Origin of the sequence: Mycobacterium sp. (assembly GCF_052144515.1) — a bacterium.
GTDB lineage: Bacteria > Actinomycetota > Actinomycetes > Mycobacteriales > Mycobacteriaceae > Mycobacterium.
In genome coordinates this window covers 1-25,934 of record NZ_JBKQQD010000371.1, presented here as the reverse complement: position 1 = coordinate 25,934, position 25,934 = coordinate 1, and the positions used below count along the sequence as shown (strand labels likewise).

Here is a 25,934-nt window from a genome sequence, read left to right as displayed (position 1 = left end):
TTCGTCGAGGAATTTGACCTTCCGGTTCGCATCGGCGGGCATCTTCTGGAGGATTTCGATCATGAGCTGACGCGGGTGGAGCTGCGTCGGCTGTCATATCTAGGGAAGATGTCCACGATCCTGGGTCGTCGGGTGTGGGAGAACGCCGGATCGCCGGAAGTGGATTCCAAGCGGTTGATGGTGTCGATAGGCACCGGGATGGGATGGGGCTCTACAGAGGAACTGGTCTCGGGCTACGACGAGATGCGGGCACGCGGTATTAAGGCGGTGTATCCGCTTGGTGTGCAGAAGTACATGCCCAACGCCGCGTCCGCCGCGGTTGGGCTGGAGCGCCACGCCACGGCCGGGGTGTTGACACCAGTGTCGGCGTGCGCGTCCGGAGCTGAGGCCATCGCCCACGCGTGGCGCAGCATCGTGTTGGGCGACGCCGACGTGGCGATTTGCGGCGGCGTCGAGATGAAGATTGAGGCGGTGCCCATCGCCGCATTCGCTGCGATGCGCATCGTGTTGTCCACCACCAACGACGATCCGGTCGGCGCTTGTCGGCCGTTCGACAAGGACCGCAACGGCTTCGTGTTCGGCGAGGCCGGCGCGCTCATGGTGATCGAGCGCGAGGAGCACGCCAAAGTGCGCGGCGCGACCATCCTCGCGCGGCTGATGGGTGCCGGCATCACCTCTGACGGCTACCACATGGTGGCCCCGGATCCGAACGGGGAACAGGCCGGGTACGCGATGACACGGGCGATTCAGCTCGCTGGGCTGACTCGCGCCGATATTGACCACGTTAACGCGCATGCCACCGGCACCACTGTCGGCGACGTGGCCGAAGGAAAGGCGATAAACATTGCGATGGGTAGCCATAAGCCGGCGGTCTATGCACCCAAGGCGGCCCTCGGCCATTCGGTCGGTGCGGTCGGGGCGGTCGAGTCCATCCTGACTGTGATGGCGCTGCGCGACGGGGTCATCCCACCGACGCTGAACCTGGTCAACCTCGATCCGGAGATCGATCTAGACGTGGTCGCTGGGGAGCCGCGAACGGGCAACTATAACTACGCAATCAGCAATTCGTTTGGATTCGGCGGGCACAACGTCGCGCTTGCGTTCGGCAGATACTGACTTGATCTACATACGAGGGGTGGCCACGTTCGGCTGCAACGGATCGACGGGAGTCGCGTGCCGCCGTGCTGCAATGCCCCGTGTGGCGCAGCACACGACGTCGGCCGGAAAGCACCACGGCCGGACGCCCAAGCTGACCTAGAATATTAGCCGCCGAGCAGGACAGACGGTGATTAATACACAAAGAGGGTACTTGGCGTCCGGACGAAAGAGGGCTGCGGAGTCGTCGCATGGCTAAGTTGACACCGTTTTATGAAGAGTCGCAATCGACCTACGACATTTCCGACGAATTTTTCTCGTTATTGTTAGACCCCACGATGACCTACTCTACACCTGCGCATATTTCGAGCGCGACAACATGACCCTCGAAGAGGCTCAGATCGCCAAGTTGGATCTGGCGCTGAGCGAGCTGGACCTAGAGCCGGGGATGACATTGCTCGACATTGGCTGCGGGTGGGGCTCGGCGCTGGTCCGGGCGGTCGAGAAGTACGACGTCAATGTCATCGGCATCACGCTGAGCCGCAATCACTACGAGTGCAGCAAGGCCAAGCTCGCCAAGATTCCGACGAAGCGCAATGTCGAGGCGCGCCTGCAAGGCTGGGAAGAGTTCGACGAGAAGGTCGATCGGATCGTCACCATCGAGGCCTTCGACGCCTTCAAGAAGGTGCGGTATGCCGCGTTCTTCGAACGTGCCTACGACATCCTTCCCGATGACGGACGGATGTTGTTGCACAGCATTTTCAGCTATCCGCAAAGTGAATTGCATGAGAAGGGCATCCCTCTGACAATGAGTGATCTGCGCTTCTTTCGATTTCTCCGGACAGAGATCTTCCCCGGTGGAGAGATGCCGGGCAAAGGGGATATCGTGGAGAATTCGCAGGACGCCGGGTTCTTGATCGAGAAGATCGAATTGCTGCAGCCGCATTACGTGCGAACTTTGGACGCGTGGGCAGCAAATCTGGATGCCAATCGCGACCGCGCAATCGCCATTCAGTCTGAAGAGGTCTATGACCGATATATGCACTATCTGACCGGCTGTGCAAACCTCTTCCGCAAGAGAATCTCAAACGTTGGTCAGTTCACCCTGGTTAAGTAGCGGCCTACACTGGGAACTGCTAGCAGCAGGCGGGTGCGGACGCGACGCTGGACCGGAATTTGGGTCGACCCGAGGTGACGTATCGCATCTGCGTTCATCGCACAAGTAGGCACGCTCGAGTAAACCCGACCTCACGTCGAACGTCGAGCACGTCCACTCGCACTTATGACCTGTCCAACGATTTCTTCCGGTTGTGGCTCGACCCAACGATGACCTAGAGCTGCGCGTACTTCGAATACGACGACATGACTCTGGAAGAGGCCAGCGCGCCGAGGTCGATCTGTCGTTGGGCAAGCCGGGACTGGAGCCCGGCATGACGCTGCTCGACATTGGCTGCAGCCGGCGCTCCACCATAAGGCGCGAATCGAGAAGTGCGACGTCAATGTGATCGGGCTGACGCTAAGCGAGAATCAGCTGGCCGACGACGAGCAAACGTTCGCCGAGATGGACAGCCCGCGGTCCAATCAGGTGCGGCTGCAGGGCTGGGAGCAGTTTGACGAACCGGTGGACCGGATTGTGTCGCTGGGCGCGTTCGAGCACTTCGCCGACGGCGTCGGCAGGTTCGACCGCTACGACGATTTTTTTCAAGATGTGCTACAACATTCTGCCCGACGATGGCGTGATGCTGCTGCATTCGATCGTGGTGCCCAGTACCGAGGAGGCCGAGCAGCTGGGGCTGAAGACGACGATGACGCTGCTTCGGCAAAGAAAATCCTCACGTGCGACACGAGGTCGCGCATAGCGAGTGAACGCGCAGATTGGAGGCCGGTCATGCCGGATGCGTAGTTCTCGATCAGTGTTCAAGATCGATCCCCGCCCTGGCGTGCGTCGACGGGTCTGTCCGTTGGGGTGCGAAGCCCAGGGTAGAAGCCTAAGGGCCCCTGTTCCGTCTGGGGGAGCAACCGGGCGAGGGGAAGGCCGGGCGGGTGAACGTGAGTGAACTCCTGATGATGCTTCGTTATTTCTAACCTTGGAAGACGGGACGAATACGTGGGTGATAGGGCCTGGCCGCTGGAAGCGGCGGCAAGCGGCGACCGGGGAGTGAGAGCCGGTCGTGGGAACACCGCTGGCCTCGGGGTATAGGGGGCGCCCACCCCGGCCGTATTTCGTGTGCGTGGAACGTGGAAACCCCGTCGGGGTCCGGGCCGAGTCGGTCCGGTAGGCCGATCGTAAGAGGGGCGGAACCCCTCGGCGGGGACAGGATGCCCAGGAAGCGGATGCCGGTGGCCGAAAGGCGACGGGACTCGCGACAGCGTGGCTGCTGCTCCAGGCGGTCGTCGTGGGGAACCGGCCGGATGCCGGTCCGAGCGGCCGGACTCGAAAGGGTGCTGACGTGGGCAGGTGAGCCTTTGAACACCGAGGCTGATGGCCTGATGAACCGAAGGGGCAAGTTGGACACCGTCGTGGTGAACGGACCCGAGGACGTCGCTGTGGAGTGGGATTTCGTCGACTGGCGTGCTCATGAGCAGAACGTAATCCCCTTGCGACGCAGGATCTTCAAGGCGACGCGGGAGCAGGACTGGGCCACGGTCCGGTCGCTGCAGAAACTGATGCTGGGGTCGTGGTCGAACACGCTGATGAGCGTGCGGCAGGTCACCCAGCGCAATGCCGGGCGTCGGACGGCGGGTATCGACGGCGAGGTTGCCTTGTCGTCGCCGGAGCGAGCGGATATGGCAGTGCGCGTGCACCGCAGTCGTGCGAGCTGGGACCCGATGCCGGTTCGGCGCGTGTACATTCCGAAGGCCGGCGGCAAGCAGCGTCCGCTCGGTATTCCGACGGAGGCGGCATAGTGCCGCGTCGTCCAGTGATGATTTGGGTTTCGTTGTCGTCACTCATTCGTTCCACCCGCTGATCGGTCAGCGGCTGGAGGTTCTTTACCTCAAGCGCCGGGCCGGGGACACGGTATTCGTGTGTTCCGGCGGTGTCAGTGGCCAGATTACGGTGCCGCTGGCGTGGACTGACCGCGGTGACCCGGTGCGGCGGCATCGGTTGTCGGCCGAGGGGTTGGCCGCGCTCGGTGCCGACACGCGCGATCCGGGGTTGTTGATCGTCATGCCTGGTGGCGAGATACTCTTGTGTGATTATTACACACAAGAACGATCTGTCGAGTCTGCCCACGCAGTCGTTGCTGGCGCGGCGGCGTCGGTTGGTGGCCCGGCTCGGCGACGCGGAGCTGCTGCTGACCGGGTCGCTGGTGGAACAGACCCGGCGGTGCGGCAAGGCCGGCTGCCGCTGCGCCGAGGGCGAACCGCATGGCCCCTATGTCTACTTCGCGCCGAAGACGGCTGGTCGGGGGCGGCTGCGGTATGTGCCCGCGGCGCTGCTGGATGTGGTGCGCCGCTGCGTGCATACCGGTACCGAGATCGAGGCGGTGGTGGCCGAGATTTCGGCGATCAACACCGAGCTGCTGGGCAGGCGGGAACTGACGTAGCCGATGACCGCTGCCGCGCCGAGTCCCGTGCTCGCCATGGCTTTTCGGGGCGAAGCGGTGATGGTGCTGGCCAACATGACGATGGCGAGTCTGGGCGGCGGCGGTGAACAGCGAGGCGAAGATCACCAACTTGCACCGCGACCGGCGCTCGAACAGTTCCTTGGATCCGGGGCAGGGCCTGTCGGCATCATCAGCGGTGCTGGTGGCACAAGATCAGCAATGTCCTTGCCGCGCTGCTGAAATCGGCCCATCCGGGCGCCAAGAAAGCACTGGCCGAGATCTAGAACGCCGAAAACAAACAGCAGGCAACAAAAGCCGCGAAGGCGTTCGCGGCCGACTAGGACCCTGCTGATTTAGTTGCGCGAGTTTCGGCGTGCCTGAGCGGGTTTGGCGCGGGTGTGCGGCCAGGATCGGTGTGTGGCTTTAGGGCGTGAAACCTGGCAGGGCTCATTTGATGACGTGTTGTTGTTGGTGGGTGATCAGCTGTCTGAGGGCAGTGTCTATCGGCTGCTGGCTGAGCATGGTGCTGCGTTGTTCGGCGACGATTACTTCGCTGATTTGTTCAAGCGGTCGACGCTGGGCCGTCCGACCGTGCCGGCGCGGGTGGTGGCCACGGTGATGCTGCTGCAGGCCTACGAGGGATTGTCGGATCGGGAGGCCTGTGACCGGTTGGCCTTTGATTTGCGGTGGAAAGCGGCTGCCGGGTTGACGGTGGATGCGGCGGCGTTTCATCCCACGGTGCTGGTCGGGATGCGTAATCGGCTGCGTGCTTCGGAGCGGCCGCGGCGGTTGTTCGACGATGTCAATGCCACGGCGGCCGCGGCCGGGTTGTTGCGGGGGCGGCGCCGGGTGCTGGATTCCACCCCGTTGTTTGACGCGGTGGCCACTCAGGACACCGTGATTCAATTGCGGGCCGCGATCCGGCGGGTGTTGTCGGCGGCGGACCGCGCCGATGCGGCGTTGGCTGCCGGGCTGCGCGCGGTGCTGACCCGTGATGATGACTACACCAGCGTGGGTAAGCCGCCGTGTGACTGGGATGACCCGAGAGCCCGCGATGCGTTGGTGGATGCGCTGGTAAAGGATGCTCAGGCCGCGCTGGCGGTGTTGGACGACCGCGAGTTGGCCGGGCCGCTGGGTGAGGCTGCTGAGCTGCTGGGGTTGGTGGCCGGCCAAGATGTCGAGGCCGGCGAGGACGGGATCTTTCGGATCGCCCGGCGGGTGGCCCGCGATCGGCTGATCTCCACCGTTGACGTCCAGGCCCGCCACGGGCACAAGTCACGGGCCCGGACTTTCGACGGCTACAAGTCCCATCTCGCGGTCGATCCCGACGAGGAGCTGATCACCGCTGTCGCCGTAACGCCGGCCAACGCTGCCGACCGCGAGGTGATCGACGAACTGCTGAACCATCGCGGCGTTGGCGCACCTGCCGACACCGAAGCTGGGGCCGGTGAGCACGGCGGGAGCGCCTCGGCCGGCGGCTCAGAGTTGAAAGACTTTGAGGTGTATGGAGATTCGGCTTACGCGGATGGGGCCACCCTGGATGAGCAGACGGCACGTGGACATGACATGCGCACCAAGGTGCCCCCGGTGCGCAACGCCAACGGCTTTTCCAAAGATCGGTTCACGATTGATCTGGCCGCCGGCACCGTCACCTGCCCGGCTCACCACAGCGTGGCCATCCGCACTGGCCTGCGTAACCGCGTCGCACGCTTCGGTGCGCTCTGCGGGACTTGCCCACTGCGGGCCGATTGCACCAAATCCCGTCGGGGACGGGTGATCAGCATCCACCCACATGAAGCCGCCCTGCAGCACGCCAAAACGCGCCAACGGGATCCGGGCTGGCAGCAGGACTACCGAACGTATCGGCCCGTGGTGGAACGTAAGATCAGCCACTTCACCCGCCGCCCCTGGGGCGGCCGAAACGCTCGGTGCCGCGGCAAGAAACGCATCCTGACCGACATCCTGGCCCGAGCCGGTGCCATCAACCTGGCTCGCCTGGCCACCCTGGGCCTGCACCACGGCGCAACCGGCTGGGCCATCGCCTGACCCGAACACCCGCCTGGTACCCAGGGGCCAATTCTCAACCGCCGCCGGGGTCAAAATTCGAACGCCGTCGACACGCCGTCGAACCAACCCCACCAGGAGGCACTACATCAGCAGCGTCCTAGGGGCGAAGTGGCCGAAAGCCGCCGCCAAGATCACCGATGATCTCGATGTGCTGCTCGCCTTCTACGACTTCCCGGCTGGGCATTGGGTGCATTTGCGCACCACGAACCCGGTCGAGTCGACCTTCACGACCGTACGGTTGCGCCACCGGGTCACCAAAGGCCCCGGCTCCCGCGCGGCCGGTGTTGCGATGGCGTTCAAACTCATCGAGTCCGCCCAGCGCCGCTAAAGGCTGCTCAACGCACCCCACCTGGTGGCCCTCGTCCGCCCCGGCGCCCGATTCAAGGACGGCAAACTCCTCGAACGACCCGACGAATCAGGAGGTGAGCACCGAGCCGCGTAACACGCCGATCCACAGGCTCCCAGTTATTGACGATTGCTCATGCTCAAATGCGGCGCGCCCTTCGTCGCAACCGGAATAGGGGCGGCTACAGCAAGTTACGCCCGCGGTGACCGGGTCGCTATCGTCGTGCCGCAGGGCTCGTCTGCGTCGCCGGATTCTTCGCGGCTATTAAGGCTGGGGGGACACGATCTGGCAATCGCGTTGGCAGCCGGGTGGGGACTGCTTGGTCGATATCGCGCTGCTGGGCCGCGAGGCCGGCAGGTCCACGGCAGTGGCGTGATCGGGGTGGTTGCTGACTCGGGCTGCGGCGCCAGGCCGCGATCACCACCGCCGCACCGTGCCTCTCATCGGTCGGCTTATCGGGCCCTGTGTGTGAAGTCGATTCGGTCGACCGACCTTCCCCTGCCCACCAGGACGGTTGCCACCATCTCGGGCGGGAATAGGCCGTGCTCGACAACACCGGGTGTGGAGGCCAACCAGGCGGCCAGCGCTGCCGGGTCGGTGACTGGTCCCTGGTAGTCGGCGATCACGCCGCCGTCTGGGCTTAGCGGGACATCGCGCAACGAGGCCGGTGCGATCCGGCGCATCGTGGCGCGGAGCCCGAAGCGCAGCAGCTCGAGCGGGATGGGGCCGTGCAGAGCATCGACGAGCTTGGACGAGTCGGCGATGACTGTGAAGCGATCCGCGGCTGCCGCGACGATTTTCTCGCGGGTATGCGCGGCGCCGCCGCCCTTCACCAGCCACCCGTCGGGGGCGATCTGATCTGCGCCATCGATGGCCACATCGAAATGTTCGATGTCCTGCGGTGCCTCCACCTCCAGGCCCAGCTCGCGGGCGGCATGCTCGGTGCGCGGCGACGTAGCGGCACAACGAATGTCGAGCGCTCGGCGTGCCAGGGCCGGGAGCAAAAACGCCACCGTCGAGCCGGTGCCGAGCCCGACGGTCATGCCGTCTTCAACCAGATCTGCTGCCGCCTCCGCCGCGACCTGCTTCTCTCGCTCGATGCCCATGGGCGTGGCAGTCGAAATGTTCGCTCTCCTTACCCTTTAAGTGTCCGATAGTGGCGAATGAGCGCGTTAGTCGACGAATCGTGGCCGAGTTCGGGCTCGGTGGCGCTCTTCAGCTCGGGGATGATCGCCAACGCCAGCTGCTTGCCCAGCTCGACACCCCATTGGTCGAAGGAGTCGATGTTCCAGATGGTCCCCTGGGTGAAAACGCTGTGCTCATACAGAGCGACCAGCGCGCCAAGCACATACGGAGTCAGCTTCTGCGCCAGCAGCACGTTGGTGGGGCGGTTGCCCTGCATGACCCGGTGTGGCACCACGGCCTCGGGGGTTCCTTCCGCGCGGACCTGCTCCTCGGTTTTGCCGAAGGCAAGCGCCTGGGCCTGGGCGAACACGTTCGATGACAGGATGTCGTGGTGGTCGCGCAGTGGGTTGAGGCTCTTGCAGAAGCCGATAAGGTCGACCGGTATCAGCATTGTTCCCTGGTGGATTAGCTGATAGAAGCTGTGCTGGCCGTTGGTGCCCGGTTCGCCCCAATACACCGCGCCGGTTTGGTAGTCCACGACGGTGCCGGCGATGGTGACGTGCTTGCCGTTGGACTCCATTGTTAGCTGCTGCAGGTAGGCGGGGAAACGCTTGAGGTACTGGTCGTAGGGCATCACGCCGATCGACTGGGCCCCAAAGAAATTCACGTACCACACCACGAGCAGACCCATGAGCATCGGCAGGTTCTTCTCCGGCGGGGCGGTGCGAAAGTGCTCGTCCATCGCGTGGAAGCCGGCCAGCAGCTCGCCGAACCCCTCCGGGCCCAGGGCCACCATCGTCGACAAGCCGATGGCGGAGTCCATTGAGTACCGCCCGCCGACCCAATCCCAGAAGCCGAACATGTTCGCGGTATCGATGCCGAACTCAGATACCCGATCGGCATTGGTCGAAACGGCCACGAAATGCTTTGCGACCGCGTTGTTGCCGAGCTGGCTGATCACCCAGTCGCGGGCCGAGGTGGCATTGGTCATCGTCTCGAGGGTTCCGAAGGTCTTCGATGACACAATGAAAAGCGTTTCCTCCGCCGCCAAGTCTCTGGTCGCCTCCGCGAAGTCAGTGGAATCGACATTGGAGACGAAGCGGAACGTCAGGTTACGGTGGGTGTAGTGGCGCAGCGCCTCGTAGGCCATCACCGGCCCTAGATCGGATCCGCCGATGCCGATATTGACGATATTGCGGATCGGCTTGGCGGTGTGCCCCTTCCAGGCACCCGAACGGATCTTGGTGGCGAAATCGGCCATCCGATCGAGGACCTCATGCACCTGGGCGACGACATCGACCCCGTCGACTATCAGCGATGTGCCTTTCGGCATCCGCAACGCCACGTGCAGCACCGAGCGGTTCTCGGACACGTTGATCCGCTCCCCGGCGAACATCATGTCGCGGCGCTGCTCGAACTCAGACTGCCGCGCCAGCTGAAACAGTAGGCTCAGAGTCTCCTCGGTGATGCGGTTCTTCGAGTAATCGAGGTAGATCCCGGCGGCCTTAGCGCAGAACCGCTCGCCGCGGGTAGCGTCCTCGGCGAAAAGTTCTCGCAGATGGCGGCCCTCCATCTTCGAGTGGTGTCGGGCAAGAGCCTCGTACGCCGGGCGCTCACGCAACGGCGGAATCGACACGTTTTGACTCCCTTCTTGGCATGGCGGTCCAGGTGGGCTGTTTAGGCGACCGCGGACGTCTGCGTCTCGATCCGGCCCATCAGCTCATTCCAGGCATTGACGAAGGAATTGGCCCCGTCGCGCTGCAATTGCCCCCAGCATTGGCACCGTCGTCGCCATGTTTTCCCGCGAGTCGCAGGGGCGCGCGGCCAGGCGGCTGCGGCGGGGCCGGCAGCAGCGCAACCCGCGGCCGCACGGGCATCGTCGTGGGCGAATCGGTTCTCAGATCCAAGCGAGAGCCGGCGTGGCGGATGGTCAGCTGGCCCTCCGGCCCGTCGCGCAGCAGGTACGTGACCTCGGCGTGGCCGATGTCGGCGGTCAGCCGAAAGCCCCCCCAGCGCAGTCGGAACCGCAATCTGGTGATGCCGTCGGGCAGGCACGGGTCCAACGCCAGCACCCCCTCATCGTCGCGCAAACCGCCAAACCCCGACACCAACGCCGTCCAGGCTCCAGCCAACGCCGCCAGGTGCAGGCCGTCGCGGGTGTTGTGGTTGAGGTCGCGAAGATCGAGCAACGCCGCCTCATAGGTGTAGTCGTGGGCCAGCTCGAGGTGACCGACCTCGGCGCACAGCACCGCCTGCGTGGCCGCCGACAGCGACGAATCGCGCGTCGTGCGCCGCTCGTAGTAGTCGACGTTGCGGGCCTTCTGGTCGATGGAAAACGCGTGGCTTTGCCAATGCATCGCCAACACCAGGTCGGCCTGCTTAACCACCTGTGACGGGTACAGCCGCACGTAGGGCTCGTGTAGCAGCAGCGGATAGGCCGTGTCTGCGGTGAAGTTCCACTCCGGCAATGTGGTGAATCCCGCACACTGCTCGTGCACACCCAGTTTCTCTTCGTAGGGCACGCACACCGCGTCGGCGGCATCCCGCCACGCCGCAGTCTCCTGGGAGGTTACGCCCATCGCGCCTGCCGCCTCGGGATGCCGCCCGCATGCATCGGCCGCGGTGCGCAGGTTGTGTGCGGCCATCAGGTTGGTGAACACGTTGTCGCGCACCATTGCCGTGTACTCATCGGGGCCGGTGACCCCGCTGAGATGCCATACCCCGTAGTGGTCGTGATTCCCCAATGCCAGCCACAGTCGGGCGGTCTCGACGAGCACCTCCAGTCCGCACTCGGCTTCCAGCGACTCGTCGCCGGTCACGATGCGGTAGCGCTCGAAGGCCATCGCTATGTCGGCGTTGACGTGCCAGGCCGCCGTGCCGGCCGGCCAGTACCCCGAGCACTCTTGCCCGGCGATGGTGCGCCATGGAAAGCTCGCCCCTCTCAGCCCGAGCTCTGCCGCCCGCTGGCGCGCCATATCCAGAATTGAGGCCCGCCACCGCAGCGCGTCGGCGGCGGCATACGCCGCGGTATAGGTGAGCACGGGAAGCACGTACCCCTCGGAGTCCCAGAAGGCGTGCCCGTCATAGCCGTCGCCGGTCAGGCCCTTCGCCGGGATCGCCCGCCGCTCGGCGCGCGCGCTGGCCTGAAGCAAGTGAAACAGTCCGAAGCGCACCGCCTGCTGGCACTGCGGGTCGCCCTCGACCTCGACGTCTGCGCAGTCCCAGAAGTCGTCAAGACAGGCCCGCTGCGCCTGGCACAGCCCCTGCCATCCGGTAAAGCGGGCCTGGGCCACCGCGCCGGCGACATCGTCGACCAGCGCGGTCGACGACCGCAGGTTCGACCAGCCATAGCCCAGATACTTCACGATGCGTAGGTGCTCGCCCGGCTGCAGGCCACAGATCACGAGGGTGCGCGCCCAGTCGGCGCCAACGTCGCCGACCACTTCGACCCGCCCGGGCGCCACCACCTCATGAGACATCGCCGCAACGATGGTCAACCCGCTCGCCCGCGTCCGGTGCACCAGCACTGCGCCCCGCTCGGATTTCTCGTGGCCCACCGGCTCTAGCGGCTTGTCCAACGCCGCCGCGACTCGCGGGTCCGCCGACGGCGCCGGCTGATCCTCGTTGGCCACCAGCTCGGATTGCACGGTGATAAGCATGGATTCGTCAAGCGCCTCCACGTCGTATTCGATGGCGGCCACGCTGCGCTGCGTCAGCGACACCAGCCGGGTCGATGTCACCCTGACCTGCTTGCCCCTCGGGGAGCGCCACCGCGCCAGCCGGGCAAGCGTGCCCGCGCGCATATCCAAAACCCTTTGGTGCTCGGCCAATTCACCGGTGCGCACGTCAAGCGGTTCGTCATCGACGAGCAATCGGATGATTTTGCCGTTGGTGACGTCGATGAGAGACTGACCGTCTTCGGGATAGCCGTAGCCGGCCTCGGCGTAGGGCAACGGCCGTGTCTCGTAGAAGCCGTTCAAATATGTGCCCGCAAGGCCGAACGGCTCGCCCTCGTCGAGGTTGCCGCGCAAGCCGATATGGCCGTTGGATAGCGCGAACAACGACTCCGCCTGAGCCAGCAAGCTCATGTCCAGCTCGGTTTCACGAAGGTGCCACGGCTCGACTGGGAACGTCTCGTCGGTGATCATCTGGTGCGCTGTTCAGGCGACCGCGGACGTCTGGGCGTCGATCCGGCCCACCAGCTCGTTCCAGGCATCGACGAAGGACTTGGCCCCGTCGCGCTGCAGTTGCGTCGCGAGCTCGCCCAGATCGACGCCCGCTTCGGTGAACCGCGCGAGCAGCGCATCGGCGTCGCCGCCGTCGGCCGGCAGCGGGTCCCCTACCTCGCCGTGGTCGAAGAAGGCCTTAAGGGTGGCGTCGGGCATGGTGTTGACGGTGAACGGAGCGGCCAGCCCGTGCACGTAGAGGGTGTCGGGGGTGGCCGGGTCCTTGGTGCTGGTGCTGGCCCACAGCAGCCTCTGCATTCGGGCCCCGACGTTCTCCAGCCGCTGGAACCGGTCGGAGTCCATCAGTTGCCGGTAGGCGCGGTAGACGTCGAGGCCCACCGCAAGGGCCAGCTTGCCTTGCAGCTCGGCGGGCACCTGCTTGGCCACCGCGGTGTCCCAGCGCGACATGAACACCGACGCGACCGAGCCCACAGCCGGGTCGAGGCCGTCGGCGACCCGGCGCTCAACGCCTTTCAGGTAGGCATCCGCCGCGGCCAGGTACTGGTCGGTGGAGAACAGCAGCGTGACGTTCACCGGGACACCGGCCGCGATGGCTTCCGTGATCGCCGGGAGGCCCTCGGGAGTGCCGGGGATCTTGATGAACAGGTTGGGCCGCCCGGCGCGCGCGTGCAGGGTCTTGGCCGCCGCCACGGTGCTCGCGCTGTCGTAAGCGAGCAGGGGGGAGACCTCCAGGGAGACCCACCCATCGACTCCGTCGGTCCTTTCGTGGATCGGCAGGAACAAGTCGGCGGCGCGGCGCAGGTCTTCGATGGCCAGATCGAAGAACAGCTCCTCGGGCGCAAACCCCCGGCCTGCCGTGGCCCGGATCGCGTCGTCATAGTCGCCCGATCCGATGGCCTTGTCGTAGATGGCGGGATTGGAGGTCAGCCCGGTCACCGAGTAGGAGTCGATGTATTTACCGATGGTGCCGTCGTCGAGCATGCTGCGGGTGATGTTGTCGAGCCACAGGCTCTGTCCCCGCTCGTGCAGGGTCTCGGTGGCGTTCACGATTTTCCTTTCCTGTGCCGCGTTTCGGGGCGGCGCGTTCGTGGGGGTTATTGCTGGCGGCTCGCGGTCACGCAATCGCGCGCGCGTTGCGCGACCCGGTCCGGGGTGAAGCCGAACTTGCTGACCAACTGTTTCAGCGGTGCCGACGCCCCGAAGGTGTGCATCCCGATCACCGCGCCGCCGTCACCGACGTAGCGGTCCCAGCCCAGGGTCGACGCCTGCTCTACCGCCACACGTGCCGTCACCGATGGCGGTAGCACCTCGTCGCGGTACTGCCGGGGCTGGCGATCGAAGAGTTCCCAGCAGGGCATGCTCACGACGCGGGTGCCGACGCCGCCGGCCTGCAGCTCTTCTCGGGCGGCCAGCGCGAGATGCACCTCCGAACCGGTAGCGAGCAGGATGACGTCCGGTGTTTCGGTGTCGGCCTCGGCCAGCACGTAGGCGCCTCTGGCGACTCCTGTCGCCGGCGCAAAAGTGCTCCTGTCGAGGGTTGGCAGCGCCTGGCGGGAGAGGATCAGGGCGGCGGGCTCGTGCCGCACGGCGGTCACGATGCGCCAGGTCTCGACGACCTCGTTGGCATCGGCGGGGCGGAACACCAATAGGCCCGGTATGGCCCGCAGTGAGATCAGCTGCTCCACCGGCTGGTGGGTGGGCCCGTCTTCTCCGACACCGATCGAGTCGTGAGTGAAAATGTGCAGGACCGGGATTTCCATCAGCGCCGAGAGCCGGATCGCCCCGCGGGCGTAGTCGGAGAAGATTAGAAAGCCCGACCAGTACGGGCGCAGCTTGGTAAGCGCCATGCCGTTGGTGATCGCTGCGGCAGCGTGCTCGCGAATTCCGAAGTGCAGGTTCCGGCCCGGTTGCGCGGCCTGGAAGTCACCTGCGCCGTCGAATGCGAGCCTGGTCTTGGTGGACGGGGACAGGTCGGCTGAACCGCCGACAAGCCAGGGCACGGCCTGGGCCACGGCGTTCAGCACCTGCCCGGACGACTCGCGGGTCGCGATGCCTTTGGGATCGGCGCCGAAGGTGGGCAGCGCGTTCTCCCAGCCGTCGGGTAGGTCACGCCGCTGGATGCGCTCGATCTCGTCGGCGAGGTCGGGGTGGGTCTCGCGGTAGCGCTCGAACATCGCCTCCCACGCCTCGCGGGCAGCCCTGCCGCGCGCGCCGATCCCGGAGGCAAAACAGTCGTAGACTCCCTCGGGAATGTAGAAGTCGGCGTCCTCGGGCAGGCCGAAGAACCGCTTGGTCGCCCGCACACCGTCCACCCCGAACGGCTCCCCATGTGCCTTGGGCGAGTCTTCCACCGGCGAGCCGTACCCGATGTGGCTGTGCACCACGATCAGGGTCGGCCGGGCTCCCTCGGCCTTGAATGTGTGCAGCGCTCGATCGATCGAGTCGGTGTCGTTGGCGTCGGCGACGGTGGTGACGTTCCAGCCGTGGGCCACGAAGCGCGCCGCGACATCCTCGGTGAACGCGATGTCGGTGTGGCCCTCGATCGTCACGCGGTTGGAGTCGTAGATCCAGCACAGATTCGCCAGCCCGAGATGACCAGCCAAGGACGCGGCCTCTGCGGAGATGCCCTCCATCATGCAGCCGTCGCCGGCCAGGGCATAAACGTCGAAATCGAACAATGTCGACTCGTCGCGGTTGTAGCGCTGCGCCAGCCAGCGCCCGGCGATCGCCATGCCCACCGAGGTCGCCACCCCTTGGCCCAACGGCCCGGTGGTCGTTTCCACGCCGCTTGTCCAGCGGTACTCGGGATGGCCGGGGCAGCGAGAGTCGAGCTGACGAAACGTCTTGAGGTCGTCGAGAGTAATTGCGGCCCGATTGAGAATCTCATAGTCGGGGTCCACGGCGTGGACGCCGCTCAGGTGGAGTAACGACCACAGCAGCGCTGACGCATGGCCCTCCGACAAAACGAACCGGTCCCGGTTTGGCCAGATCGGATCGGCGGGATCGAAGCGCAGGAACCGCTGCCACAACGTGTAGGCGACGGGGGCCACCCCCATCGGTGTGCCCGGATGGCCCGAGTTGGCGCGCTGGATCGCGTCCATGCACAGTGTCCGGATCGTGTTGATCGCGATAGTGTCCGGGTGGGCGGTCGTGGTGCTCACTTGAGCTCCCGGTGACCCTGACCACCCGGCCGGTGATGGGTCGGTGTGATCGGCTGTCGGCTTTCGGAGGTGGCAGTCATAGTCGTTTCGCTTCCTGTAGTACTTAGCTGTCTGCGGCTTCGGCCAAAGCGTCTGCGCCGCCGACGATCTCGATGATCTCCGAGGTGATCTGGGCCTGCCGCTCGCGGTTGGCCAGCAGCGTCAGGGCCTTGATGAGGTCGTCGGCGTTGTCGGTGGCCGACTTCATCGCGCGCTGGCGCGACGCCGACTCCGATGCCGCCGCTTCCAGCAGGGCCAGGTACACGCACCTGGTGACGTAACGCGGCAGCAGCGACGCGAACAACGTCGTGGCGTCCGGCTCAAACGAATACAGCGTGCGCGGCCCGGACTCCTCGACGACCTCCGTCACCATCGGCGCGATTTGGACTACCTCGACCGGCTGGCTGACCATCGATTCGAAACGGCTGGCCACGATGTGCAGCTCATCGACGCCGAGGACGCCGTCGGCCCCCGGGACCTCGCCTTCGTCGCCGGCACCGACCATGAACGCGTCCACCAGCGTCGAGGCGATGGTGACGGCGTTCTCATGGCTGGGGTGCTCGGAAAACCCGGTCCACGACTCGCTGATGTCCCAGTTCCGGAAGGTGAAATAGTTCAGCGCCTTGCGGCCGACGACGTAGAGAATCGGGGTTTTGCCTTTCTCGCGCAGCAGCGAGAACAGCTCCTGGCTGCGCCGAAACACGTTGGCGTTGTGCGCACCGCACAGCCCGCGGTCGGACGCCACCACCAGAACACCGGCCCGCTTGGGCTCGGCCCGCTCGACGAGCAGCGGATGATCCAGCGCCGCTTCGTCGGCCAAGTCGGTCAGCATTTTTAGGAGCGCGAACGTATACGGGCGGACCTCTTCTAGCCGGGCGGTCGCCCTGGCGATGCGTGACGAGGCGATCATCTCCTGAGCCTTGGTGATCTTCTGGATCGACTCGGCAGAGCGGATGCGCCCGCGCAACTCTCGCAGTGTGGCAACCATGGGTGGCTACTTCCTCTTCGGCGGTGCGGGCGGCCTTGGCAGCCTTGGCAGGCGCGGTCTTGGCTTGTGCACAGGTACCGCTTGTATGCCGAGCTTTTCTTCGTCGAGTGCCTCGATGTGCTCTTCGGGGACCACCGAGCCGCCGCCGGACGGCGCGAAACCCTTCTTGAAGTCGTTGATGACATCGGTCAACTTCTCGGCGACGTCGTCGGAGAGTTTCTTGGACTCTCGGATCTCGTCGAGGATGTCCTCATGGGACCCACGGACATGGTCGAGGAACTCGGTTTCGAACCGGCGCACATCCCCGGTAGGCACCGAATCCAGGTGCCCCTTGGTGCCCAAAAAGATGGAGACCACCTGTTGCTCGACCGGCATCGGATGGTTCTGCGGCTGTTTGAGCAGTTCCACCAGCCGCTCGCCGCGTTCCAGCTGCGCTTTGGTGGTCTGGTCCAGGTCAGAACTGAACGCGGCGAAGGACTCCAGTTCGCGGTATTGCGACAGATCGAGGCGCAGCGACTGGGCAACTTCCTTCATGGCCTTGATCTGCGCTGCCCCGCCCACCCGCGACACCGACACGCCGACGTTGATCGCCGGGCGCACACCCTGGTTGAACAGGTCGGTCTCCAGGAAGCACTGTCCGTCGGTGATCGAGATGACGTTGGTCGGAATGTAGGCCGAGATGTCGTTCGCCTTGGTCTCGATGATCGGCAGGCCGGTCAGCGAGCCGCCACCCATCTCGTCGGACAGCTTGGCGCAGCGCTCCAGCAGACGTGAATGCAAATAGAACACGTCCCCCGGGTAGGCCTCGCGCCCAGGGGGACGGCGTAGCAGCAGCGAGATCGCACGATACGCATCGGCATGCTTGGACAGGTCGTCGAAAACGATCAGCGCATGCTTGCCGTCGTACATCAAGTGCTGCGCGATCGCCGAACCCGCGTACGGGGCAAGCCATTTGAAACCGGCGGAATCCGACGCCGGCGAGGCAACGATGGTCGTGTAGTCCATCGCGCCGCCTTCTTCGAGCGCGCGGTTCACGGCGGCGATGGTGGTGGCCTTCTGCCCGATGGCGACGTAGACGCAGCGCATCTGCAGCTTGGGGTCGCCGCTTTCCCAGTTGCGGCGCTGGTTGAGGATGGTGTCGACGCAGACCGCGGTCTTGCCGGTCTTGCGGTCGCCGATGATCAGCTGGCGCTGGCCGCGACCGATCGGCGTCATCGCGTCGATGGCTTTGATACCGGTCTGCAGTGGCTCCTTGACGCCCTGGCGTTGCACCACCGACGGGGCCTGCATCTCCAGCGCGCGGCGGGTTTCGGCTTCGATGTCGCCGCGAGCGTCGATGGGCTGCCCGAGCGCGTTTACCACCCGGCCGAGGAAGCCGTCGCCGACCGGAACCGACAGCACGCTGCCGGTTCGCTTGACCTGCTGGCCTTCTTCGATCTTCTCGAAGTCGCCCAGGATCACCGTGCCGACGCTGTGCGCGTCAAGGTTCAAAGCCACGCCCAGTATCCCGCCGGGGAACTCCATTAATTCTTGACTCATCAACGACGGCAACCCCTCGACGTGGGCGATGCCGTCCCCGGCATCGATGACCGTGCCGATCTCCTCCCGCGCCGTGTCGGTGGTGAAGCTGGAGACGTACGCGTCGATCTTGCCCGTAATGTACTCATCGGAGATTGTCAGTTCTTTCATGGTATTCCGCCTTCCTGCTCTCGTGGTGCTGTCGGTCGGGAGGCTTATGCTCGCGGGGTTCAGTCCGGCAACTGGGCCTTGGCCGCGGCAAGCCGCGACGACAGCGTGCCGTCGATCACCTCGTCACCGACGCTGATGTTCAGACCGCCCAGGGCGTCGGGGTCGATGCGCAACACCACCGACACCGGTTGGCCGTAGATGCGGCTCAGCACGTCGGTCAGCCGGCTGTGCTGGCTGTCGCTCAACTCGGCGGCAGCAACGACATGGGCGGTCAATTCGCCGCGTCGCGCTACCGCGAGTTCTGCCAGCTCCATGACGGCCTCGTCGGCGCGCTGACCGCGCAGCAGCTCGATGGTCTGCGAAAGTAGCTGTGCCATAAGCGGATTGACGTCGAAGGGGTCCTCGAGGATGTCGTTGAGCAGCTTGACGCGGCTCGACGCCGGCGCGGTGTAATCGCTCAGCAGTATAGTCAGACGCGGCTGAGCGTCCAGGATACGGCCGAACCAGAACAGCTGCTCTTCAACCTCGTCGACCACCCCGTCGCGTTCGGCGCGTACCAGCAGCGCAAGCTGCGCCACGTGCTCGATGCCGTCGACCAGGTCTGCACCGGCCGACCAGCGGGCCGACACCGCGCTTTTGCACACCTCGAGGGCGGCATCGCCTATCTCGCCGCCCAGCACCTCTTCCAGCAGGCTGACCTTCGGCGCCGGGTCGTCGGCGGGGTCGGCCAGGTGGCGGGTCAGGCTCGTCTGGCGAGTCAGCAGGTCGGCCACCGCAGCTAAATCATCGGACAGACTAGACAATTCGTGTCCGTCAAGTGCGTGTGCCACTTCGTCGAACCGGTCGACCAGCGTGCACAGCGCCTTGCGGCTGGCTGAGCGCATTCTCGTGGTGGCCGGATCCTCGAGGACCGCCGCCTTCGACGGGGCCATCGCATCGAGATCGTCGAGGAAGCGGTCGACAGTCGACGACTGCTCCTGCCGGTCGGACACCTGATCGCGCACCAATTCGCCTGCGCGACGGATGGATTCCGTGCCTGCGTCTTTCCGCAGCTGGCGGACGAACTGGGCGTAGAACAGCTGAATATGCTGAGCACCTTGCGCTTTGACGCGTTCCGCCTCCGCCTCCGCATGTGCGCGCAATTGCTCCGCGAGGCGCCGGGCATCCGCTTGTGCCTGCTCGATGAGTCGCTGCGCTTTGACCTCGGCCTCTTCGACCGCGTCCGCGTGCGCATCCCTGGCGTGGGCCAACCGCCGCTTGGCTTCGGCACTTTCTTCGAACTGCTTGCGCAACTGCTCCTGGCGGCCGGTCATCAATCGTCGCACCGGCGGAGCCACGTAACGCCGCACCAGCCAGATGATGACGGCGAATCCGATAAGGTTTCCTATGAATGTCGACATCGCCGTTACCGTCCGGGCGCCGTTGTGGTCCCGGTCGTTTCGGCAGTGCCGTGTCCCCCTGCGGCTGCGCTTCTGATCGAGGTAGCGCGGTCCGCGCCGACGATGCGGCGAGCCAGCGTCTTCGACATCCTGTCCACCGACGCGCGCACATTGTCAGCGGTCGCGTCGGCCTGCTGCTCGAGTTGCTCGGAAGCCCGCTGCAGCCCCTGGGTGGCCTCGTCGGACGCCCGGGTGCGCATCTCCTCGAGGATTTTGCGCCCCTCAGCACGAGTCTCGTCTCGGATACCCGAAGCCCCGTTGCGCGCCTTACCCATCGCTGCTTTGTAGTCGGCGCGCGCGGCGGCGAACACACCGGCGGAATTCTTGTCGTCTTCAACAGTCTCGCGAACCATGGCATCGCGGTCGCCCAGCGCCTTCATCACCGGCGGTACGACGAAAACCCGAATCACGCCCAGCACGATCAAGAAGATGAACAGCTCGACGAAGAAAGTGCCATTGGGCATCAGGAAGTTATTGCTACCGCCTTGCCCGGCCGCCAGCAGGGTAACGGTGTGTTCACCCATCGTCGTCACCGACCTCTCGACCGACATGGTGAAAAACGGCGCGGCGGCACGTTCGCATCTTCACTAGTGGCTCTCCTCGTCCAGTTCCATCGACTGGCTGAAATACAAGATCGTCAGAAGCGCGAAGATGAAGGCCTGGATAGCGCCGACGAACAGGTCGAAGCTCTTCCAGATCGCGTTGGGCAGCCACAAGACGTACCACGGAAACAGTCCGATCAGCGCGACCAGGATCCCGCCGGCAAACATGTTGCCGAAGAGACGGAGTGACAAGGAGATCGGCTTGGACAGTTCCTCGATGAGGTTGATCGGTGCCAACAATGCGATGTGGCCCTTCACCAGCTTCACCAGGTACCCGAACAAACCGCGCCGCCAGATGCCCGCCGCGTGGTAGAAGAGGAACACGAACACTGCCAGTGCCAGCGTGAAGTTGATGTCGGAGGCCGGGGCCTGAAGCAACTCGTGGACACCCGTCGAATCGTGGTACTGCAGCGGCACCACCGACAGCCAGTTGGCGATAAGGATGAACGTGAACAACGTCACGGCCAACGGCACAACGAATGATCCGATGCGCATCCCGATCGTGGTTTCGATTTGGTCGCGCATGAAAATGGTGATCGCTTCCCAGAACAGCTGCACCCCGGAGGGAACGCCGGAGGAGGTGACCTTGGCGCGCAGGACGAAGGCCAGCGCGACGACGACCGCGGCCGCGATCACGGTCGACAACACGGTGTCGACATTGACGGTGAAGCCGAACCATTCGGCCGTCTTGTGGTGGCCGACTTCGATTGTCGCGCCGGCGAGGATTGTCTCAGTCATTGCTTCGCACCGTCCGCGCTCCAGTTGTTCGGGCTATACACCATACCCGGTTGTTCGGGTTATGCACCATCCCCAATTGACGGTGCAGGACAAAGGTTGGTCGTTATCCGGGCCATGTCCAGTCGGCGACGTCGGGAATGTCAGCGGCGTGCTCGCGGGTCCAGGTTCTGGCCCTCAGCCGGGCATCGACCATGTCTTGGCGCAGTGCGGCGGCGGTGGTGCACAGGGTCGGGACCCGGTCGATGACGTCGATGACCAAGCGGTAGCGGTCCAAGTCGTTAAGCATCACCATGTCGAACGGCGTTGTCGTGGTGCCGCGTTCCTTGTAGCCGCGAACGTGCAGACTCTGATGATTGGTGCGCCGGTAGGCGAGCCGGTGAATCAGCCACGGGTAGCCGTGGAAGGCGAAAATGATGGGGCTGCTTTTCGTGAAAAGGGTGTCGAATTCGGTGTCAGGCAGGCCGTGGGGGTGCTCGGCCTCGGGCTGCAGCCGCATCAGGTCAACCACATTGACCACCCGCACCCGCAGCTTCGGCAGCCGCTCGCGCAGGATTGCCGCCGCAGCAAGAGTTTCCAGCGTCGGAATGTCACCCGCGCAGGCCAACACCACATCGGGCACCGTCCCCTGGTCGTCGTTATTTCCGGCCCACTCCCAAATGCCAGCGCCGCGGGCGCAATGCAGCGCCGCCTCGTCCACGGTCAGCCAGTCGAGCTGGGGTTGTTTGCCCGCAACGACGACGTTCACATAGTGCTTGGAGCGCAGGCAGTGATTGTAGGTACACAGCAGCGTGTTCGCGTCCGGCGGGAGATACACCCGCACCACCTCGGCGCGCTTGTTCACCACGACGTCAAGAAAACCCGGGTCCTGATGGGTGAACCCATTGTGGTCCTGGCGCCATACATGCGAGGACAACAGATAGTTCAGGCTGGCGATCGGGCGCCGCCACGGTACCTGGGCGCTGGCCTCGAGCCACTTCGCATGCTGATTGAACATCGCATCGACGATGTGGATGAACGCCTCATAGCAGGTAAACACACCGTGGCGCCCGGTGAGCAGATAGCCCTCCAGCAGCCCCTGGCACATGTGCTCACTGAGCACCTCGATGACACGCCCGTTGCGGTCGAGCTTCTCATCGAATTGCCCGATTTCAGCTTGCCAGTCACGCCCGGTCACCTCCAGGATGTCCTGTAATCGGTTGCTGGCCAGCTCGTCTGGAGCGAACGTCAAGAAGTTGGTGGGGTTGGCGGTGGTGACATCGCGCAGGAATCCGCCGAGCACTCGAGTGGCCTCATGTGCGGCGGCTCCCCGCACCGTCACGCCGACACCGTATGTACGCCAATCGGGTAGCTGCAAGTCGCGCAGCCCGCCACCGTTGGCAACGGGGTTGGCGCTCATCCGTCGCGCACCGGCCGGGGCCATCACCAGCAGCTCACCGGCGGGCCGCCCGCTGTCGTCGAACAGCTCGCCCGGCCGGTAGGAGCGCATCCACTGCTCTAGCACGCGACGGTGCGACTCGTCGGTCCGCGCCTCCGGCAGCGGTACCTGATGCGCGCGGAACGTGCCTTCCACCTGCTGACCGTCCACCACCGGGGGGCATGTCCAGCCCTTCGGGGTGCGCAGGACGATCATTGGCCACAACTGCCCGCCGCTGGCACCGTCGTGACGCGCGGCCTGCTGGATCTCGGCGATGCGGTCCAGGCAGGCGTCCAGCGTGGCGGCCATCGCTTGGTGCACCGCGGCGGGGTCATCGCCAGCGACCACGTGCGGGTGGTAGCCCCAGCCGCGAATCAGCTCCAGTAGTCGGGATTCGGGGATGCGCGCGAGGATGGTGGGGTTGGCGATCTTGTATTGGTTGAGCGCCAGAATCGGCAGGACAGCACCATCGCGGGCCGGGTTGATAAACGTGTGCGCATGCCAGCTGGTGGCCAACGGCCCCGTTTCGGCCTCACCGTCACCGACGACGCAAAACACCGTCAGGTGCGGATTATCCAACGCCGCCCCATAGGCATGCAGCAGGGAATACCCCAGCTCGCCTCCTTCATGAAAGGATCCCGGTGTCTCCGGGGCGCAGTGGCTGGGCACCCCACCGGGGAAGGAGAATTGGTGGAAAAAGGCCGCCATGCCGGCCTCGTCCTGCTTGATGTGGCTGTACAGCTCGGAGTAGGTGCCTTCTAACCAGCCGCACGCGTTCGGCCCCGGCCCACCGTGACCGGGGCCGGCCACGAACACCGCGTTGAGGTTCCGGTTGATGATTTGGCGGTTCGCATGCACCCACACCAGGTTCAGCCCGGGAACCGTGCCGAAATGCCCCAGCAACCGCGGCTTAATATGCTGCGGTTGCAGCGGCTCGCGCAGTAACGGGTTATCCAACAAGTAGATTTGACCCACCGCGAGGTAATTCGCGGCGCGCCACCACGCGTCGATGGCGACCAGCTCATGGCGGGTCAACGGGCCTGGTACGTCGCTGAGAACATAGGGCTCGGGTGCGAGCGTCTCGCCGCGACCGCCACCAGTTGTGAAGTCCGCTGACGTGTCTGCACCCATGCTGTCCACCTCGGACATCCGTCAGCTCCTTTTCCTGATGTCGACCAGCCGGCCGATGGCGGCCCGGGCGGCGATCAGCTGCTCCGCCGGCAACCGAGCCAGTAGCATTTGTCGGGCAGCGGCGCAAGGGCAGCGTCGACTGGTCCGATTGTGCGGTGGGTCGTGCATGTCGCACCCTCCCGCCCGGTGATCTCTTGCACCGACCAGGGTCGCTGATGCCGATCGCTCGCGATAGGGACCTTTGGCCCACGTTGGATGCCTGATGTCTCTACCTCGAGTAGGTATGGCGGATCGTGGTCGTCCGTGTGCTGCCGCCAACACCTCCTGCGGAACCCCACATGATTTCTCGTAAGCAGCCGTGGTTTCGCGTAATTCTGCGGGGCTCTACCGCAGAAGTGCAGCTCAGGTCATGGGTTCGACGGTCGAGGATCCAGGTCTCTCCGGACGGTGGCCTTGGCGAGCCAGGCCTGAAACAGCAGTCCGGGGCTGGTCACGCAGATCACGTCAGCAGACAGCCCGGCTTGCTCCAGCCGGTCGGCGGCAGCAAGGGCTTCAGTGACCCCGGAACGCGCCACCCCAACCTAACCGTCCTCGATGGGCATCCCCACGCTGTCGCGTTCCTGGCGAACATCAGACAGGTCCGGGCGACCGCGCTCGGTGTCTCCCGCTTCGGCCAGGCCAGCTCGCTCGACGATGTCTACCGCCACCACGGCGCTCGCTGCATTCGTGGCGGCCAGACGCGCCGACCGCCGATCCTGCCGCGTCATCGATGCAGCCCACCGGCTGAGGGCCGGCGGGCCCACACCTCGACGCGGCGGGACGGGAGCCGAACGGGCCCTCGTCGTTGAGCACCATGCGGCCCTGCCGGGGTGTCCGAAGGAACTGCTCGGCGCCTCGTGAAGCGTCCCGGTGAGTGGCGGAGGAGACGTGCTGGCGTGAGAGCTCAGCGGGCGCTGGTGCCAAACAGCGGTTAAGAGGCCAATGACTGGCAGTCGAGGCCTAAGCGGCGTGCGTCGGAGCTCCGAGTCGGGACTAAGTCGGGACTAAAATGTCCTGCCGCCGGTGTCCGTTGGGCGCTGGCCGAGGTGGCGGTGGGCGGTAGCGTTGTGGCTATCGCGAAAGTCGCTGATACCCAGTCGAAGGAGTTGCGCCATGTCAGAGACCACAGCGAAAAACGCGATAGTGGTCGGGGTAGACGGATCGGCGGGATCAGACGCGGCCATCCGTTGGGCAGTCGGTGAAGCGACGCTGCGCGCTGCGCCGATCGTTCTGGTCCATGTCGTCGCCCCGCTGGTTGTTGCTTGGCCCGTGGGTCGGATCCAGGGCAACATCACCGGGTGGCAGCACGACAACGCCGGCCACGTCGTCGAGCGGGCACGCAAGACACTTGAGGCCAGCTTGACCGGGTCCAGCCACCCCGAGGTGCACACCCGGATGCTCTATTCAAACATCGTGGCGGCACTGGTCAATGAATCCAGGCAGGCGCTGCTGACCGTGGTGGGCTGTCGCGGGCATGGTGTGTTCGACCGGCTGCTGCTCGGCTCGGCCGCTATGGGCCTGCTTCACTACGGCCATGGGCCGATCGCGATCGTGCATGCCGAGGGAACCCCCGCGGCCGATGCGCCGGTGCTGGTAGGCATCGAGGGATCGCCTGCCTCCGAAGCGGCCACCGCACTTGCCTTCGAGGAGGCGTCGCGCCGGGGCGTTGATCTGGTGGCCTTGCACGCCTGGAGCGATGTCGGGATCTTCACCGAAGACTGCCCCGAGCACGAAAATCAGGGACGCGAACTCCTCACCGAACGCCTGGCCGGCTGGCAGCAGCAGTATCCCGACGTGCAGGTGCATCGACGGGTTGTGCGTGACGACCCGGCCCGTTGGCTGCGCCAGGAGTCTGAACACAGTCAGGTGGTGGTTGTGGGTAGTCACGGCCGCGGCGGATTCGCGGGCATGCTGTTGGGCTCGGTCAGCTCGGCGGTAGCGCAGTCGGCGAAAGTCCCGGTGATTGTGGTGCGGCCCCGCTGACGTCGCGGGGCTGATCTGCCTGGTGCGGCAACTTGACCGCACTTGACGTACTCGACCGTGCTCGGCGATTTGTGCCGGCCGCGGAATCGTGTTCGCGATGCAGGGTCAAACAAGACCTGCGGGATGGCCTATAGGCCGCAGGCATGCTGACAAAGATCGTCGAAGGCAGAATCTTCATGGCCCTTCCCAGCGCGGTAAGGGCATTGAATCAACGATGAGAGGTTGTCCCGGGTCTCGTGGAAGTTGAGGTGGCGGTCCCCCGCTTGATTCCTGCCGTGTGGTAGGTGTCGGGCGTTCCGCCAAAGAACACCAACAGCAAGGGGACCGCCGTGAAGAAGAGTAG

18 protein-coding genes and 5 pseudogenes are annotated in these 25,934 nt (G+C 64.9%); 11 read left to right on the top strand and 12 right to left on the bottom strand.

The features are described from left to right. From ACLP9N_RS24290 to ACLP9N_RS24250, 9 genes and pseudogenes are all read left to right on the top strand, one after another. Nucleotides 1–1,116: KasA/KasB family beta-ketoacyl-ACP synthase (locus tag ACLP9N_RS24290; protein WP_442409772.1), on the top strand; the 1,116-nt coding region annotated here is incomplete at its 5' end. Nucleotides 1,117–1,346: 230 nt separating this feature from the next. After that, nucleotides 1,347–2,212: pseudogene (locus ACLP9N_RS24285) on the top strand (cyclopropane mycolic acid synthase family methyltransferase). Nucleotides 2,213–2,339: 127 nt separating this feature from the next. Then, a pseudogene (locus ACLP9N_RS24280) lies at nt 2,340–2,915 on the top strand (class I SAM-dependent methyltransferase); the annotation flags it as partial. A gap of 670 nt (nt 2,916–3,585) precedes the next feature. After that, nucleotides 3,586–4,002: a reverse transcriptase N-terminal domain-containing protein gene (locus ACLP9N_RS24275; protein ID WP_442409771.1), complete on the top strand. Its 417-nt coding sequence runs from the start codon at nt 3,586–3,588 to the stop codon at nt 4,000–4,002. Continuing rightward, nucleotides 3,908–4,180 (top strand): annotated as a pseudogene (locus ACLP9N_RS24270) (DUF5372 family protein); the annotation flags it as partial. The gene ACLP9N_RS24275 and the pseudogene ACLP9N_RS24270, both read left to right, overlap by 95 nt. A gap of 109 nt (nt 4,181–4,289) precedes the next feature. After that, complete coding sequence (locus ACLP9N_RS24265; protein ID WP_442409770.1) at nt 4,290–4,643, top strand: DUF6788 family protein; 354 nt, start codon at nt 4,290–4,292, stop codon at nt 4,641–4,643. A 3-nt stretch (nt 4,644–4,646) separates the two neighbouring features. Continuing rightward, nucleotides 4,647–4,883: a hypothetical protein gene (locus ACLP9N_RS24260; RefSeq protein ID WP_442409769.1), complete on the top strand. Its 237-nt coding sequence runs from the start codon at nt 4,647–4,649 to the stop codon at nt 4,881–4,883. A 177-nt stretch (nt 4,884–5,060) separates the two neighbouring features. Continuing rightward, complete coding sequence (locus ACLP9N_RS24255; RefSeq protein ID WP_442409768.1) at nt 5,061–6,689, top strand: transposase; 1,629 nt, start codon at nt 5,061–5,063, stop codon at nt 6,687–6,689. Between the two features lie 121 nt (nt 6,690–6,810). Next, nucleotides 6,811–7,152, top strand: a pseudogene (locus tag ACLP9N_RS24250) (transposase); the annotation flags it as partial. Between the two features lie 356 nt (nt 7,153–7,508). Here ACLP9N_RS24250 and rpiA read toward each other — a convergent pair. The 12 genes from rpiA to ACLP9N_RS24190 form a co-directional block, all read right to left on the bottom strand. Then, the gene (gene rpiA / locus ACLP9N_RS24245; RefSeq protein WP_424076425.1) at nt 7,509–8,162 is read right to left on the bottom strand and encodes a ribose 5-phosphate isomerase A; all 654 of its coding nucleotides are present in this window, start codon (nt 8,160–8,162) and stop codon (nt 7,509–7,511) included. Between the two features lie 29 nt (nt 8,163–8,191). After that, nucleotides 8,192–9,817: a glucose-6-phosphate isomerase gene (pgi, locus tag ACLP9N_RS24240; RefSeq protein ID WP_442409767.1), complete on the bottom strand. Its 1,626-nt coding sequence runs from the start codon at nt 9,815–9,817 to the stop codon at nt 8,192–8,194. Nucleotides 9,818–9,896: 79 nt separating this feature from the next. Further along, entirely contained in the window at nt 9,897–12,329 is a 2,433-nt protein-coding gene (locus tag ACLP9N_RS24235) for a glycoside hydrolase family 65 protein (RefSeq protein WP_442409766.1), read from the bottom strand. A gap of 12 nt (nt 12,330–12,341) precedes the next feature. Further along, entirely contained in the window at nt 12,342–13,415 is a 1,074-nt protein-coding gene (gene tal, locus ACLP9N_RS24230; protein ID WP_442409765.1) for a transaldolase, read from the bottom strand. A 47-nt stretch (nt 13,416–13,462) separates the two neighbouring features. Next, the gene (tkt, locus tag ACLP9N_RS24225; protein ID WP_442409764.1) at nt 13,463–15,529 is read right to left on the bottom strand and encodes a transketolase; all 2,067 of its coding nucleotides are present in this window, start codon (nt 15,527–15,529) and stop codon (nt 13,463–13,465) included. Nucleotides 15,530–15,632: 103 nt separating this feature from the next. Next, nucleotides 15,633–16,556 carry a F0F1 ATP synthase subunit gamma gene (locus ACLP9N_RS24220; protein ID WP_442409763.1) on the bottom strand — a complete coding sequence of 308 codons (924 nt, stop codon included), beginning with the start codon at nt 16,554–16,556 and terminating at the stop codon, nt 15,633–15,635. 6 nt (nt 16,557–16,562) lie between these two features. Next, nucleotides 16,563–18,245, bottom strand: coding sequence for a F0F1 ATP synthase subunit alpha (gene atpA / locus ACLP9N_RS24215; protein ID WP_442409762.1), 1,683 nt, complete (start codon nt 18,243–18,245; stop codon nt 16,563–16,565). A 59-nt stretch (nt 18,246–18,304) separates the two neighbouring features. Further along, entirely contained in the window at nt 18,305–19,645 is a 1,341-nt protein-coding gene (locus ACLP9N_RS24210) for a F0F1 ATP synthase subunit B/delta (protein ID WP_442409761.1), read from the bottom strand. Nucleotides 19,646–19,650: 5 nt separating this feature from the next. Further along, the gene (locus ACLP9N_RS24205) at nt 19,651–20,208 is read right to left on the bottom strand and encodes a F0F1 ATP synthase subunit B (RefSeq protein ID WP_424076431.1); all 558 of its coding nucleotides are present in this window, start codon (nt 20,206–20,208) and stop codon (nt 19,651–19,653) included. A gap of 63 nt (nt 20,209–20,271) precedes the next feature. Continuing rightward, nucleotides 20,272–21,024: a F0F1 ATP synthase subunit A gene (gene atpB / locus ACLP9N_RS24200; RefSeq protein ID WP_424076418.1), complete on the bottom strand. Its 753-nt coding sequence runs from the start codon at nt 21,022–21,024 to the stop codon at nt 20,272–20,274. A gap of 103 nt (nt 21,025–21,127) precedes the next feature. Continuing rightward, a complete protein-coding gene (locus ACLP9N_RS24195) occupies nt 21,128–23,569 on the bottom strand; it encodes a phosphoketolase family protein (protein WP_442409773.1) in 2,442 nt (813 codons plus the stop codon). Nucleotides 23,570–23,976: 407 nt separating this feature from the next. After that, nucleotides 23,977–24,144, bottom strand: coding sequence for a hypothetical protein (locus ACLP9N_RS24190; protein WP_442409774.1), 168 nt, complete (start codon nt 24,142–24,144; stop codon nt 23,977–23,979). Between ACLP9N_RS24190 and ACLP9N_RS24185 the strand changes: the two are divergent. After that, nucleotides 24,142–24,417: pseudogene (locus ACLP9N_RS24185) on the top strand (hypothetical protein); the annotation flags it as partial. The gene ACLP9N_RS24190 and the pseudogene ACLP9N_RS24185 sit on opposite strands and share 3 nt — an antisense overlap. Nucleotides 24,418–24,721: 304 nt before the next feature. Next, nucleotides 24,722–25,591 (top strand): universal stress protein, encoded by an 870-nt coding sequence (locus ACLP9N_RS24180; protein WP_442409760.1) that lies wholly within the window; start codon nt 24,722–24,724, stop codon nt 25,589–25,591. Nucleotides 25,592–25,934: the final 343 nt, after the last annotated feature.

Excerpts from the sequence above, each read along its gene's own strand:
- ACLP9N_RS24210 (WP_442409761.1), bottom strand. The coding sequence starts at position 19,645 with ATGTCGACATTCATAGGAAACCTTATCGGATTCGCCGTCATCATCTGG.
- ACLP9N_RS24235 (WP_442409766.1), bottom strand. The coding sequence starts at position 12,329 with ATGATCACCGACGAGACGTTCCCAGTCGAGCCGTGGCACCTTCGTGAA.
- ACLP9N_RS24205 (WP_424076431.1), bottom strand. The coding sequence starts at position 20,208 with ATGGGTGAACACACCGTTACCCTGCTGGCGGCCGGGCAAGGCGGTAGC.
- ACLP9N_RS24260 (WP_442409769.1), top strand. The coding sequence starts at position 4,647 with ATGACCGCTGCCGCGCCGAGTCCCGTGCTCGCCATGGCTTTTCGGGGC.
- rpiA (WP_424076425.1), bottom strand. The coding sequence starts at position 8,162 with ATGGGCATCGAGCGAGAGAAGCAGGTCGCGGCGGAGGCGGCAGCAGAT.
- atpA (WP_442409762.1), bottom strand. The coding sequence starts at position 18,245 with ATGAAAGAACTGACAATCTCCGATGAGTACATTACGGGCAAGATCGAC.
- ACLP9N_RS24220 (WP_442409763.1), bottom strand. The coding sequence starts at position 16,556 with ATGGTTGCCACACTGCGAGAGTTGCGCGGGCGCATCCGCTCTGCCGAG.
- ACLP9N_RS24195 (WP_442409773.1), bottom strand. The coding sequence starts at position 23,569 with ATGGGTGCAGACACGTCAGCGGACTTCACAACTGGTGGCGGTCGCGGC.
- ACLP9N_RS24180 (WP_442409760.1), top strand. The coding sequence starts at position 24,722 with ATGTCAGAGACCACAGCGAAAAACGCGATAGTGGTCGGGGTAGACGGA.
- ACLP9N_RS24275 (WP_442409771.1), top strand. The coding sequence starts at position 3,586 with ATGAACCGAAGGGGCAAGTTGGACACCGTCGTGGTGAACGGACCCGAG.
- atpB (WP_424076418.1), bottom strand. The coding sequence starts at position 21,024 with ATGACTGAGACAATCCTCGCCGGCGCGACAATCGAAGTCGGCCACCAC.